The 13,968-nt window shown below is 71.1% G+C and carries 7 protein-coding genes and 1 pseudogene; 7 read left to right on the top strand and 1 reads right to left on the bottom strand.

Translation table 11 applies throughout. The features are described 5' to 3' along the window. The 5 genes from HR086_RS36825 to HR086_RS36805 form a co-directional block, all read left to right on the top strand. The coding region (locus tag HR086_RS36825; protein ID WP_174467972.1) for a FecR domain-containing protein at positions 1–855 on the top strand (855 nt) is incomplete at its 5' end. Between the two features lie 249 nt (positions 856–1,104). Beyond that, positions 1,105–2,772, top strand: a complete 1,668-nt coding sequence (locus HR086_RS36820; protein WP_174467971.1) for a hypothetical protein — start codon at positions 1,105–1,107, stop codon at positions 2,770–2,772. A 43-nt stretch (positions 2,773–2,815) separates the two neighbouring features. Further along, a complete protein-coding gene (locus tag HR086_RS36815; RefSeq protein WP_174467970.1) occupies positions 2,816–4,720 on the top strand; it encodes a hypothetical protein in 1,905 nt (634 codons plus the stop codon). Then, positions 4,717–8,322, top strand: coding sequence for a flagellar motor protein (locus HR086_RS36810; RefSeq protein WP_174467969.1), 3,606 nt, complete (start codon positions 4,717–4,719; stop codon positions 8,320–8,322). Before HR086_RS36815 ends, HR086_RS36810 begins: the two co-directional genes overlap by 4 nt. 9 nt (positions 8,323–8,331) lie before the next feature. Beyond that, entirely contained in the window at positions 8,332–11,397 is a 3,066-nt protein-coding gene (locus HR086_RS36805; RefSeq protein ID WP_174467968.1) for a hypothetical protein, read from the top strand. Between the two features lies 1 nt (position 11,398). Here the strand turns inward: HR086_RS36805 and HR086_RS36800 are convergent, their stop codons facing one another. Next, positions 11,399–12,793 carry a response regulator gene (locus HR086_RS36800; RefSeq protein ID WP_174467967.1) on the bottom strand — a complete coding sequence of 465 codons (1,395 nt, stop codon included), beginning with the start codon at positions 12,791–12,793 and terminating at the stop codon, positions 11,399–11,401. A gap of 12 nt (positions 12,794–12,805) precedes the next feature. Between HR086_RS36800 and HR086_RS36795 the strand changes: the two genes are divergently transcribed. Both HR086_RS36795 and HR086_RS36790 read left to right on the top strand, forming a co-directional pair. Then, on the top strand, positions 12,806–13,192 hold the full coding sequence (locus HR086_RS36795) for a VOC family protein (protein WP_174455597.1): 387 nt from the start codon (positions 12,806–12,808) through the stop codon (positions 13,190–13,192). Positions 13,193–13,246: 54 nt separating this feature from the next. Then, positions 13,247–13,968 (top strand): annotated as a pseudogene (locus HR086_RS36790) (hypothetical protein); the annotation flags it as partial.

Raw genomic sequence — 13,968 nt, 5'->3', positions numbered from 1 at the left:
ATAAGAGACAGCGCTCCGCCCGTGGTGTCGGTGCCGGCGCCCGTGGTGCCCAAGGCGATGGAGCTGGAGCTGACCGAGGTGACGGGCACCGTCGAGGTGAAGGAAGGCGACGGCACCTGGCGAACGGCTTCCGTGGGCATGGCCCTGCGGCGGCACGACAAGGTGCGCACCAACGACGGCTCCTACGCGGTGCTCATCGGCGGTGAGGCGGTGGAGTTCCGCATGGACCCGGGCACGGAGGTGTCCGTGGAGGAGCTGACCGCGTCGGTGTCCCGCATCCTGCTCGCCAACGGCATGGCGACCGCCGTCGTGCGTCCCGGCAAGCGCCACACCTTCGAGGTGAAGGCAGCGCAGAGCGACGCGGTGGCGACCCTGCAGGAAGCCGGTGCCTTCACCATGAGCAACAACGGCCAGGGCACCGTGGCCGTGGGCACGCGCGAGGGTGAAGTGACGTTGCTCGGTCAGGGCAAGGTCGTCATCGTCCGTGCGGGCCAGCAGTCCGTCATCCGTCCCGGTCAGGCCCCGTCGGAGCCGGCGGCTGTTCCCACCAGCCTGCTGCTCAAGGTGGACTGGCCCTCGGAGCGCACGCGCCGGGAGAAGGACCTCGTGGTTCGGGGCCAGACGACACCCGGCAGCCGCGTCCAGGTGAACAACGTGCGAGTCCTCGCCGACGCGGACGGACGCTTCGAGCGCAAGGTGAAGCTGCGCGAAGGCTCCAACACCGTGGACGTGCGCGCCGTGGGTGTGGGTCGTGTCGAGCAGCACGAGAAGGCGGAGCTCATCGTCGACACCCGGCCGCCTTCGCTCAAGACGGACCCCGACATCTGGAACCAGGCCAGCGACGCGGCTCCCTGACTCGGGGAGCGTGCGGGCAAGCAGTCGGCTTGACCCCTGCCAGGGGGTCTCCCTAGACTCTGAACCACAGTCGTTCCTGTTCAAGGGCAATCCTGGCCGAAAGGCCTGGTGCGCAAAGCCGCGGGGCCTGAAGTCCGGCCGGCCGTGACCGCCGTGGGAAGCACGCTCCGGGGAGCATTCCGGGCCCACTGCGCCTTGTGCGGGCCATGGGTCTGTCGTTCCTGAGTCCCCCCGGGAAGGTGGTTTCCGATGCTGCGCGCTCTGGCCCTCTTGACGTGCTTGTTGCCTGCGCTGTCCCCCGCCTCCCCTGAAGTCGGCAGTCTCTCCGGGTCCGCGAAGCTGGTGAACGGTGGCCCTGGAGACCAGACGGACCCGCACGTGAGCGGGGCCCTGGTCGCCTACACGAGCGAATCCGGAGGCACGAGCGAGATTCGCTACCACGACCTGGCGTCTGGGACGGACCAGGCGATTCCGAACGACGGCGCGTTCGACTTCGTGTCGGACATCAGCGGAAGCACCGTGGTGTTCACCCGCGTCAACACCTCCAGCGCCATCTTCACGTACGAGGTGGGCAAGGCGCAGGCGCCGGTGGAGCTGGCGCCACAAGCGGGCAGCAGTCGCAGGGCGGCGGTGATTGGCGGTCGCACCGTGGCGTGGCAGGACTTCGGCTACACCGGCAGCACGCTGGAGCCGGAGATCGCCCTCTTCGATCTGGACCAGGGCACGCTCACCCGGCTCACGGATGATCGCATGCTGGACCGCACGCCGTCGGTGGCTCCGGACGGGAAGACGGTGGTCTGGGCCAAGTGCGACGCGCAGGGGCAGCACTGCGACATCTGGCAGGCGCGCTGGGCTGGCAATGGCTTCAACTCGCAGGCGCTCACCGGCAGCGAGGGCGAGGAGTCGCAGCCCGACACCAATGGGGACATCGTCGTCTACGCCAGCACGCGCACGGTGGATGGGGTGTCGGACCGCGACATCTACTGGAAGCCGGTGAATGGCGGCACCGAGCAGCGACTCGCGCTGCCGGGACTGGATGCGAACCCCAGCATCAGCGGCTCGTTGATCGCCTTCGAGCGCAAGGACCCGGCGAAGGGCGACTTCGACATCGCGCTCTACGACCTGGATACGCAGACGCTCTACCTGCTCACCAAATCGGCGGAGAACGAGAACCTCAACGACTTGAGCGTGGCCGACGACGGCACGGTGCGGGTGGTGTGGACGGTGGCGGAGAACGGTGACTTCAACGTGCACTCGTTCACCTTCAAGCTGCCGGGAAACGCCCCCTGCGAGGACGTGGCGTCCGCGGAGCCTCCGCGCACGGCCGAGGCGGTGTGCACGCAGCCGGGGTCCACGCCGCTGCTCGCCGCGCTGGAAGTGGCGCGGACCACGGGCCAGCCCAATGCGGTGTCACTCGGCTTCTACGGCCTGGGGGCCGGGGTGCTGTGCGTCGACAACGGCTACAGCGGCGAGCGCGCCACGTCCGGCTGGGTGTGGCTGGACGGCGCCGAAATCGTCGACCCCTCCAGCTTCAAGCCCACCGTGTCGCTCGTGGCCCGGGATGTCACCCTGGATGGCAACACCTGGCTGGCGGCGCTGATCTCCGGAAATGCCGGAAGCTCCTTCCGCATTCGCATTTATGGCACCGCGTCACAGTGCGACGTGACGCCGCCTCCCGTGAAGGGGGAGGAGCGCATCCCCGGCGAGTACGTGGCTCCCCTGTCCCTCGAGGTGGGTGGGGTGTCATCCCTGACCTTTGTGCCGCAAGGCGAAACACATGGAGCAGGGTGTAGCGCGGGAGGCACGTCGATGGCGGCGGCCGGGTTGGTGCTGGTGGCGTTGTGGCTGGCGCGTCCCCGGCGTGTCTCCGTGAGGGTTTCGCGGAAGGAACTTCGGCGGAGCGGACGGGCCCTGTAGACTTCGTCTCGTCCTGAAACATTTTCCGCTCCCAGTCCTTGTGATGCTGTGCGTGTGTGCTTCGGCCCGAGCCGACACACTCGAACTGCTTGGGCCGTCGTCCGCCGTGACGCCAGAGGGCTTCCCGGTGGCGGTGGTTCGCAAGGATGCGTCCGGAGTGCCGGTGCCCTTGGTGGGGACGCCGACCCTCACGGTGGACGGCGCGGAGCTTCGAGAAGGGCCCGCGCAGCCGCCGCTTCGCACCTTCATCGTCGTGCCCCGCCCAGGCGCGCGCGACGTGCAGGTGCGCGCGCGGGTGGATGGACTGGAGGCGCAGGCGCGCTTCGTGCTCGGACCTCCCGCCACGGACGTGAAGCTGGGGTTGGAGCCCGCCGCGCCGGTGAAGGGGCGCGACAAGGAGGCGGTGCTCACGGTGAGTCTGCTGCGGCCGGACGGCACGGCTGACGACAGCGGCGCGCCGCCAGTGGTGCGGGTCAGCACCGGCAGGGTGGAAGGGCTGGAGCGCGTCGCGCCGGGGACCTATCGCGCGCGCTACGTCCTCCCGGACACGCGCCATCCGGAGGTGGCCATCCTGGTGGCGTTCTCCGCGTGGCCCAGTCCGCAGTCCGTCCACGGGGCCTATGGGCGCGTGCTGGTGCCGCTCGCCGCGTCGGTGAACCTGCCGGGCACGACGGAGCCGGATGCGCGTATCTCCATCGACATCGCGGGGGAGAGCTTTGGCCCCGTGACGGCGGGACCGGATGGCCGCTTCCGTCTTCCCATCGTCGTGCCGCCGGGACATCGCTTCGGCCAGGGCCGCGTGGTGGACAGGGCCGGCAATGCGCGGCGTGAGAACATCGACTTGAAACTGCCGCCCACCGACGGGCTCGCGTGTGTGTTTCAACCGCAGCGACTGCCGGCGGATGGTGTGTCTCAGGCGCGGCTCCTGTGCGCGACGAGCGACCCCTTGGGCAAGCCCGTGGAGGACGCGAAGGTGACGGCGCAGGCGCGTCGCGGTGTCCTGCGAGGACCGTCACGCGCGGCGGGCGGCATGCTGGAGTGGCTCTACACGGCGCCTCGGACGCTCGGCGATGACGAGCGAATCGAAGCCGCGTGGCCCCAGCGCGGCGCGGGCTCTCGCGAGGTGCTGTCGCTGCAGCTCGTGCAGGGGCCGGTGGCGGAGCTGGCCATGTCCGTGTCGGAGGCGCTCGTGCACCGGGGCGCCCAGGCGCAGGTGTCCGTGCGCGCGCGGGATGCGCTCGGCCGTGCACGCCCCGGAGCGACGTTGTCGCTGGAGGCTCGCGAGGGTGGCTTCACGCCCGCGGTGGAGTCCGCGCCCGGTGACTTCGCGAGTGCCTGGCAGCCGCCTGTCGCCGGGGGCGCGGAGCAGGTGACGCTGAGCGCTCGGGCCTGGGGGCCGGTGGGCAGCGAGCCCGCGCGCATCGCCGTGTGGCCGCGCGGAGGCGTGCTGTATGCGGGCGTCTCCGACCTGGCGGGACTGCCGGTGCCCTCGCAGCCGTTGCGCCTGGATGGACATGAGCTGACCACGGGCCTGGACGGCACGGTGGCCCTGGGCGCGTTGTCGCCGGGGACACACCTGGTGGCGCATGGCCTGTGGACGGGACTGGTGCGCACCGTCCACGTCCTGGGCGGCGAGGGACTGGCGTATCCGCTGGATGTGCCGCTCGTGCCGGAGGCCGTCTCGCAGCAGGTGCGCGTGGCGCCCGAGGTTCCCGTCAACGTGCGGCTCCGCGGGGAAGGCGCTCGCGTGACGTACTGGCTGGAGGACTCTCGCGGGCACGTCCTGGAAGGGCGCGCGGTGCATGTCGCGCTGTCGGACGGAACGCGTGAGGGCGAAGAGGTCCGCGAGGGACGCACGTCGTTCACCGTGCGCTCCACGCGTCCGGTGAGCGTCTCCGTGGCGGACGTGGCCACGGGTGTCACCGCGCTCATCGAGGTGCGCCCATGAGACTTCCGGGCGTGCTGCTCGTGAGCGCGATGCTGTGCGCCGGGGCGGCCTGGGGACAGGGCGTGTCCATGGACGTGCCCTCGCTGGCGTCCACCATCGCCGGTCGCGTGTGTCTGGATGTCGATGGGGATGGGCGCTGTGGCGTTGACGAGCCAGGTGTCGCGGGAGTGCGGCTGGTGCTGACGACGGGGCGCGAGGTGCGCACGGACTCGCGAGGACGCTTCCACCTCACGGGCGTGGACTCACGCACGCCGGACGCCACGCGCGGCCTGCACCTGCGTCCGGGGCGCCACCGGCTCAAGGTGGATCCGCGCTCGCTGCCGGCCGCCAGTCGTGTGACTCCGGAGGCCGCCACGGTGGAGGTGCCGTGGGGCGCCGTCGCCCTCCAGGACTTCGCGGTGCGCAGTCTGGCTTCGGATGCGCCGCCGCTGGAGCTGTCCTATTCGCGAGTACCTCCCGTGGCGGACGTGGTCGCCGGCGAGGGGGCCGTGCGCTTTCGTCTCGCGGGTCAGGCCGCCGTGGGAGACCGCGTGCGCGTCGGTGCGCTGGACGCGGAGGTGGATGCTCGCGGTGGGTGGAGCGCCTGGGTTCCCCTCATCGCCGGGGACAACACGCTGGCCATCCAGGCCACGGCTCCGGATGGCAGGGTGCGCCTGTCACGGCAGCAGGTCGACGTCGTGCGCCGGGCCGAAGGCTGGTTGGTGGTGCCGAGGCCGCTGGTGCTCGTGGGCTCCTTCCAGCTCCCCTCCGCGCGTGGCGAGGCCGCGGCCAGTGGTGTCACCCGGCTGAAGGTGGAGGCTCCGGCGGGGACGTCGGTGCGAGGCCCTGAGGGTGAGTCTTCCGTGGTCGGGCCCGAGGGTCGCGTGGAGGTCCCCGTGACGCTGGCTTCAGGGAACAACCGCGTGACGTTGGCCCTGACGCCGCCAGGAGGCTCCGCGCACGAGACGGTGGTGGACATCCTCGCGGAGCCGAGGCCGTTCGCGGTGGGGTTGCTGGACCTCGAAGCGAGCTATTCGCCGGCGGACAGCGACTTCCAGCTGCGAGGCCGGGGCTCGGCGCACGCGGAAGTGCGCCTGGGGCCGGTGGACGTGGTGGGGGAGTTGGACCTGCGCGACACGGATGGCCGCACGCTGCGCGGCGCGGAGCTTCCGGACTGGCTGCGTCCTCGCGTCCCCGAGCGTTTCGACCGGGTGGCGGACCCGGACTTCTCGCCGGAGGAGTGGGGCGACGACTCGGTGTCGCTGACGCCGAACGCCACCGAGGCCCGGCTTCGCGTGGAGGCGCGTCACCCGGACTTCGGCCGCGCGGGGTTGGGCACGTACCGGGCGCTGGTGCAGGACCGCGAGGTGGGCCGCTACCACCGCCCCCTCTTCGGCCCCTATGCGGAGCTGACCACCTCGAGCGAGAAGGGCCCGGGGCTCCGCGCCGGTGTGGATGCTTTCGGCGGCAGCCTCACGGACCCGACGCGGGGGCTCTCGGCCGTCCCCGCCCATGAAGAGCTGCGCGCGACGGGCGGCAGCCTCTTCTACCTGGGCGCGGTGTCGGTGGCGGAGGGCTCGGAGCTGGTTCGCGTGGAGGTGCGCGACGGCGTCACCGGTCTGCCGTTGGCGGAGCGCCACCTGGTGCGCGGGCGCGACTACGACATCGACTACTTCGCCGGGCGCATCCTGCTGTCGCGGCCGTTGTCGTTCCTCGCGGGCGACACCTTCCTTCGCACCGACATGCTCACGGAGGCTCCGGAGCCGGTGCTCGTCGTCGACTACGCGGCGCTGCGCACGACGGGCACGGAGGACTCCGGTGGTGGCGAGGTGTGGGCCGAGTGGGGCGGCGCGCGCGTGGGGCTGGCCGCGGTGCGGGAAGGCCGCGAGGGCCGTCCCTACACGCTGTACTCGGGCCGGGGCTCGGCGCGACTGGGCGCGTACTCACTGGAGGCGGAGGCGGCCTCCAGTCGTGGCATGGCGGTGGACTCGGCCGTGTTCGGGGTGTCCGACGACGGAGGCCTGAGCTTCCTGCGCCCTGGCGCGGGGCTGGCGACGGGCGGCGAGGCCCTGGGACTGCGCATGCGGGGGCCGGGCCTGTGGGGCGACGGCACCGTGGATGCGTCCTATCGCTGGCGCGGGCGGGGCTTCTCGGATGGCGCGCACCTGGACGCGGCGCGCTTCCAGCAACTCGCGCTGCGGCTGCGTCAGCCGGTGGGACGGCTCCGATTGTTGCTGCTCGCGGATGGTCGCAACTCGGCGGACCCTCGCGAGCCCTTCGTGGACAACCCCTTCTCCGCGAGCACCGTGGGCGCGAGCGTGGGGTGGGAGGAGTCCACCTGGGGCGTGAGCGTGGAGGCGCGGGATGCTCGACTCAAGGCGGCGGAGGTCGTGGGGCAGGGCGAGGCGCTGACAGGCGGCCGCACCTCCATGGGCGTCGCGGGTCGCTACCGGCTGCTCGACGGCCTCTGGCTCCAGGCCTCGCATCGCCAGAAGCTGTCCCTGCATGGCGCGGGGCCGGGACGCGTGGACGACACGTTCAGCGCGGCGGGCGTGGACGTCGAACTGGGGCGCGACACGCGCGTGGGTGTGCGCGGTGGTTGGGGGCCGGAGCTGGGGCCTCGCGCATGGGCCAACGTGGAGTCTCGTCGTGGCTCGGACGTGTACTACGGCGGCTACTCGGTGGACGTGGATGGGCCGGACTTCGGTGCCGGACGGACGCTCACGGGCGCTCGCACGGAGCTGCCCGACAGCGGCACCGCGCTGTTTGTCGAGGAGGTGGGCCTGCATGACGCGACGTCCGTGCGGCTGTCGCGGGCGGTGGGCCTCCAGAAGTCGGTGCTGGATGGCTTCAGCGTGGGCGCTCGTTACGAGCGCGGCGTGCGCAGCCTGCTGGACGTGAATCCTCCGCTGCGGCGCGACGCGGGCGGCGTCTTCGGACAGCTGCTCCTGGAAAAGCTGCGGGTGGAGGGCCGGTTCGAACTGCGACGGGAGAAGGGCACGCCGGAGCGCGGCACGACGGAGGCCGTGGACCGGTTGCAGACGGTGGTGGCGCTGGCCGCCGAGGCGGAGCTGGCGCGCGACGTGACGGCTTCCGGTCGCGTGGACTTCTCGCGAACCCTCAACGACGACGCGCTGGAGGCCCGGCTGTTGGAGGGCTACGCGGCGTTGGCGTGGCGACCCGGACCGTGGCTCGTGGTGGCGCGCTACGGAGTCACCCGGGAGCTGCTGCCGGGCACTCGCGCCGCCTTCGGCGACAGGGCGCTCCAGATTCTCTCCCTGCTTCCCGCGGTGCGCCTGGGCGACAGGTTCTCCGTCGCGGCGGGACTGCACACGGGACACAGCAGCCTGGAAGGCTCCTCGCGGTGGGTGTGGACGGGCACGGTGCGCCCCGCCGTCCGGGTGGTGGGTGGGCTGGAAGTGGCGGGCGAGCTGGCGCGTCGGACGGCTTCACCCGACGGCGACCGGCTGACAGCGGTGCGGGCTGAAGTGGCATATCGGATGGATGAGAAGCTCCGAATGGCCGTCGGGTACACACTGCTGGGCTTCAGCGGCTTGGGTTTGGGCTCCGAGTCGTCCGAAGATCAGGACCGTCTCTACCTCCGGGCAGAGCTCGCCTACTAGGAGTATCGCGTGCGCTCCGGCATCCTCATCTGCCTCTGCTTGGGACTGTCCGCGGTGGCCGCCGCGGAGTGGAAGGAAGGCCTCCCGGTCGCGGGAGAACCGAGCGATGTGAGGGTGTGGCGTCCTGGCACCGTCGCCATTGCTTCCTCCCAGGGCGTGGAGCTCCACATCGACGGGGAGCAGGTGGCCAACCGGGTCTTGTCGCCCGCCGTGGGCACATTGCTGTTGTCCTCGGGTTGCTTCGCGGGCGTGCGGGGGGATGGGGATATCTTCGCCCACAACGACTGCCTTCCTCCTGACAGCATCCTCCCGGAGCTGCCCACCGCGACGACGACCGAGGTTCGCCGGGTGATACAGACCGCGTCGGGCACTGGCTACGCCTCCGTCGCGGTCGATACGAACGAGTTCCTGCTGCTGCACGCGAGCCCGTCCCAAACCGCCACCTTCCCGTGGAACACCCGCGTCCTGGAGACGGGGCAGTACAAGGCGACGTCGGTGATGGGCGTGACGGAGACCGCGGGTGGAGTGGCCCATGCGATCATCCCCGTCGTCGGCAATCCGAACCTCCTCTACATCCGAGGCGACCGGAGCGAGGCCGCGTTCAACATGGACGCTTCGCTGACGACGCTGCCGCTCCTGACAGTGGACCTCATCTCCACGAGCGGGGTGTATCCCATCATCCTGGCGGGCAACTCGGATGGACTGTTCCGCGCGCCGCTCTCCGCATCGCCGGTTCCCCAGGACTTCCAGCGCGTCACGCTGCTCGACTCGGGACCGGTGAGCATCGTGTCCGTGGACATGAACACCGAGCTGAGCAGCAGCCGGGGGACGGGCTTTGGCCTCGCGGTGGGCACGCGCAACGGCGGAGAGAACGTCGTGCTTGGCGCGGTGCCGACGGGAAGCGCGGCCGACTCGGGGGTGACGTGGCGGATTCATCCCGCGTTCGCCAACGCGTCGCTGCCGGTGTCGGACCCGTTCGCCCAGGTGTCCTGCGTGGACTCCACCTTCTGCGTCATCACCCTGCACAACCCGGTGCAGAACGTCATCTATTACGTCAACGCCGTGGCACCGGTGTTCGGCGCGATTCCGGCGCCGGTCAACATCAACGAGGCCACGACGCGGACGCTGGATGTGACGGCGACCGATGAGGACGGCGACGCGGTCCGAGTCTCCGCGGAGGTGGGGCAGTCATTGGTGCAGGTCAACGCCACGCCCGGGGTGGACGCGGTGTCGCTGTCCCTCACGGCTCCAGTGGTCTGCGAGCCGACGATGACCCAGTTCACGGTGTTCGCCTCGGATGGTCTGGGCACGCATGACCGGCAGGCCACCGTGTCCGTGCTCATTGAAAACACGGAGGGCCCTGGGGCGCCCGTGGTGATGCCGCTCCAGGCCACGACGTCCGCGGGAGGCCCCGCGCTCGTGTTCGCCGCGTCACCGGGCGCCGGAATCTGCGAGTCCGTGGACTACGTGTGGAGCACGCCCCCGGGCCAGCCGGTGTTGCACACGGATGCGGGCGGCCGCTCCGCCACGTTCATGCCTTCGGACTTCCTCTGCTCGGCGACAGGCGCGCGTTACACGTACGAGGTGCGGGCGAGGGACAAGGGCCTGGCTCCATCCGAGCCCACGACGTTCACCGTGGACGTGCGGCCGTGGGGAAAGCCCGCGGCGCCCTTTGCGCCGAACACCGTGCGCCCGTTGACCTCTGGGCACACCGTGGAGCTGCGTCCCGAAGCACTGCACCCCTGTGAAGCCACGGCGGGGCTGCCGCAAGTAGAGACGGTGTGGCGGCTCCAGGATGGGGGCGCGGTGCCTCCTTGGCTGACGGTGAAGGATGGTGCAGGCAACCCCGTCGACCTGACCTCGCCCGTCGCCGCGCCGGTGCTCCAGGTGTCAGCGGAAGGCTGCGCGAGCACGTCGCTGACGCTGGTGGCCCGCAACCGGATGACCGTCGCGGGAGTCGGCGTGTTGGAAGGGCCGGAGTCCGTGGTGAAGGTGGAGGCCCAACCGGAGGCGGAGGATGTGTCGGCCGCCAGCCTCGACCTGTCGATGCGTGTCACGGGCGGGCAGGACGTCGAGGCGACGCTGGGCACGTCCCTGCGCTGCCCTGGGGCGCATGCGCTCAAGGCGCGCATGTTCCTGGAGTCCGCCGATGGCGCGCCCATTTCCTCCCAGGTGGTGCCCGTGCCCGGTGCGTGGCGCTTCCAGTTGCCAGCGGTCTGCTCGGCCACCCCGTACACGGTGCGAGGCGAGCTCTTCTCCGACGTCGCCGCCCCCGTCGAGGCGGGCCGGGCGCGACAGACGGTGACTTCCGAGGCGCGAGCGGTCGCCCTGGGTGAGCTGGAGGGTGAGGCGCTCGTCGCGCGTTGTGGCGAGGGCGCGACGACGACCCTCACGCAGGAGATTCCTCCCGACGCGTGCTCGGACGTGAGCGTCTCCTGGTCCCAGGAAGGTGGCCCCGCGCTCGCGCAGGGCGAGCTGTCGGGCCGCAGCGTCACCGTGGCCACGCGCGAGACAGGCCTGCAGGAGCTGGTGGGGACGTCCGTCACCCTGCGCGTCAGTGCCGACGCGGGTGGGGGCAACGCGGCGGCGCGGGTGCACACGGTGCCGATTGTCGCGGAGCCTTTTGTCGACGTGGCGCATTCCACGGAGACCGCCTCCGGCCAGGAGACCGGACTGGTGGGTGTGGTGGTGCAGCTGAGCAACACCACCGACTGTGCCGTCACGGGCCTGCGCTACGTGGAGCGCGTCGAGGGAATGGAGCTCGTGCCCGGCAGCGTGAAGGTCGCGGGGCTGGCCCTCGCGGAGCAGTCCGATGAGGGAGGCTTCGCCGTGGAGGGGGTCGCGCTCGCCGCGCACGCGACGAGCACGCTGACGTACGTGGCCCGGCCTCGGCTGCTGTCCTCGCCGCGCTTCACTGGCGAGGTGTTCCTCAACGGCGTGCCCGTATCGGGAGCCCTGTCGCGCGAGCCATCCTCGTCCTGTGGCTGCTCGCAGGGAAGCTCGGGCGGGGCCCTGTTGGGTTTGCTCGCGGTGGCTCAGTGGCTGCGCCGTCGTCGGGACGGCGCGCGGCGCTGAATCAGAGGCCGAAGGAGATGCGGTGGCGGCGGCTGGGCGTCTCCGGCCGCTCCTCCAGCACGCCGAGCAGCTCCAGGCCCCGCAGCGTCGCCAGGGCCTGTCGCTCCGACAGGTCCGTCAGCGCGAGCAGGTCCTCCACCGTCTTGCTGCCGTCCGCGTAGGCCAGGAGCAAGGCCTGCGGCCCTTGCAGCTTCAACTCGTGCAGGCCGTAGGGCGGGTCGGCGGTGGGGAACAGGCGACGTCCCTGGCCCATGCGCTGACGCAGGGCCACCAGCGTCTCCGTCTTCTCCACACCCTCGAGCACCAGGTCGCCCGGGAAGACGGACAGCTTCACGAGGTCCGCGCGCTGCGGCCTCATGGCGCTGAAGCCGTAGGCGCCTTCCGTCCAGGTGAAGGTGGACCAGAGCAGCTCGCGGACCTGCTCCTCCAGGAGCTGTCGCCGCCTCGGGGCATCCAGCACGCCCAGGCGAATCATCGCCTCGCCGGTGCGCAGCCCCTGCTGCTTCGCGACGGCGGCCACCTCCGCGAGCTTCTCCTCCGTGAGCACGCCGCGCCGGACGCAGAAGCGACCGAAGCGCTCGTGGGCCAGGTTGGAGGCCGCGTACACGATGCGGCCGGACTCGAAGTAGACGACCTTGAGGATGGAGCCCTGCTGGAGCTTCAGCTCCCCGTGGTGGCGCGCCTCGTAATAGGCGTTGAGCAGCCGCGCCACGGAGGTGTCCTTCAGGTCTCCACCGAGGGACCACTCGGGCAGCGCGCGCCGTGTCTTGGCCGACGCGGGCTGAGCGTCGGTCCACACCTTCCCCCGGTGGGCGAAGGGCAGCGGCAGGGCCGGCTCCTCGCTCTCCAGGCCGGGCAGCGGCGCGGAGTCGGGGATGGCCTGCATGGGTGCACTGGCCTCGCCCGCGTCCTCCTCCGTGTCGGGAATCAGCTCCTCCAGGACGATGAGGTCCACGTCGTCGAGCAGCTCATCCTGGGCCGCGTCTTCCTCCACGGGAGGCGCGGCGCGGGGCACGGGCTCGACGCCGCCCGCGCGCTCCAGGGCCTCCATCACGGTGATGAGCTCGAAGGGCTTCTCGAAGAAGCCTCGGGCGCCATGGACCTGCACGGCCTCCTGCGCGAAGCGGTCACCCTTGTACACACCGCTCACCGCGATGGCGGGGATGCCGTGGGCCCGCAGGGCACCGAGCACCTCGCTGCCTCGGATGTCGGGAAGCAGCAGGTCCACCAGCGCCGCGTCCCACGTGGAGCCGGGGCTGAGCGCCTCCAGCGCGGCCTCGCCGGTGTGCACGGCGCGCGCGTCGTGGCCCCGGCTCTGGGCCGTGGAGACGATGAGGGAGGCCAGCTCGTGGTTGTCCTCGACGATGAGCAGTCGCGCCATGGGCGGCCGGACCATAGCATCGCCCCCATGAACGTTCAGGGCTTCCACCACGTGGCCATCCAGGCGTGGGACATCGAGCGCGTGACAGCCTTCTACAGGGACTTGCTGGGCTTTCCCGAGCTCACCCGGCATCCGCGCCCGGACGGCACCCTGCGGAGCATCTGGGTGGGCGTGCCCGGGGGCGGCTTCCTGGCCATCGAGGCGGCGGGCGCGGAGCCCGAACCCCAGCCCTTCCGGCACCCGGGGCCGGGCCTGCTGATGCTGGCGTTCCGCATCGCGAGGGCAGAGCGCGACGCGGTGGTGTCCGAGCTTACTCAGGCGGGCGTACCCCTGGAGCACGAGACGCGGTGGACGGTGTACGTGAGGGATCCAGAGGGCAACCGGGTGGCGCTCAGTCACCACCCGGAGGACTAGGGGGAGGGGTGTGCGTGCTTGCGGACCGGGATGGGGCGCGGCTACAAGCCGGTCATGCGTCTGGGCGAACAGCTCCTGAAGGATGGCCTCGTCACCGCGGAGGGTCTCGAGGAGGCGCTCGAGGCGCAGGTGGTGCATGGCGGGCGGCTCGGGACGAACCTGGTGGAGCTGGGGCTGGTGTCCGAGGTGGACCTGGCCCGGGTGCTGGGCTCCCTGCACAACAGCGCGTTCGCCTCCGGGGAGATGGTGCCGGATCCCAAGGCGCTGGAGCTGGTGCCCGCCAACCAGGCGGATGACAAGGAGCTGCTCCCCATGCGGGTGGACGCGACGCGCCTGAGCGTCGCGGTGGTGAACCCGCACGACTTCGAGACGTTGGACGCGATTGCCTTCAAGACGGGCAAGCGCGTGGTGCCGGTGGTCATCCCCGAGTTCCGGATGAACCAGTTGCTGCGCCGCTACACCAAGGCGTTCCGCCCGCTGCGCGCCATCGACATGAACGCGGTGCGGCCCCGTCCCAAGCCGGGCTCGCCCCAGGCGGAAGCGGAGATCGCCAAGGCGCAGGAGAAGCCGCCCGACCTGATGAGCGAGGAGGAGTTCCAGTCCGTCTACGCGCAGGCCCTGCGCGGTGGCGCGGACTACGAGGGCGACGTCGGCGAGGAGGAGGTCATCACTGGCGTCGAGGTGGTGGAGGCCCTGCCCGAGCTCCCGCCGATGCCCATGGCGACGGTGCCCGTGTCGCGTCCGGTGGCCCCGCCTCCCGCCATGCAGGCGCAGCC

The sequence above is a fragment of the Myxococcus sp. CA039A genome, from assembly GCF_013336645.1.
Taxonomy (GTDB): Bacteria; Myxococcota; Myxococcia; order Myxococcales; family Myxococcaceae; genus Myxococcus; species Myxococcus llanfairpwllgwyngyllgogerychwyrndrobwllllantysiliogogogochensis.
This window is presented reverse-complemented; position numbering and strand designations above follow the sequence as displayed.

Excerpts from the sequence above, each read along its gene's own strand:
- HR086_RS36800 (WP_174467967.1), bottom strand. The coding sequence starts at position 12,793 with ATGGTCCGGCCGCCCATGGCGCGACTGCTCATCGTCGAGGACAACCAC.
- HR086_RS36820 (WP_174467971.1), top strand. The coding sequence starts at position 1,105 with ATGCTGCGCGCTCTGGCCCTCTTGACGTGCTTGTTGCCTGCGCTGTCC.
- HR086_RS36815 (WP_174467970.1), top strand. The coding sequence starts at position 2,816 with ATGCTGTGCGTGTGTGCTTCGGCCCGAGCCGACACACTCGAACTGCTT.
- HR086_RS36795 (WP_174455597.1), top strand. The coding sequence starts at position 12,806 with ATGAACGTTCAGGGCTTCCACCACGTGGCCATCCAGGCGTGGGACATC.
- HR086_RS36810 (WP_174467969.1), top strand. The coding sequence starts at position 4,717 with ATGAGACTTCCGGGCGTGCTGCTCGTGAGCGCGATGCTGTGCGCCGGG.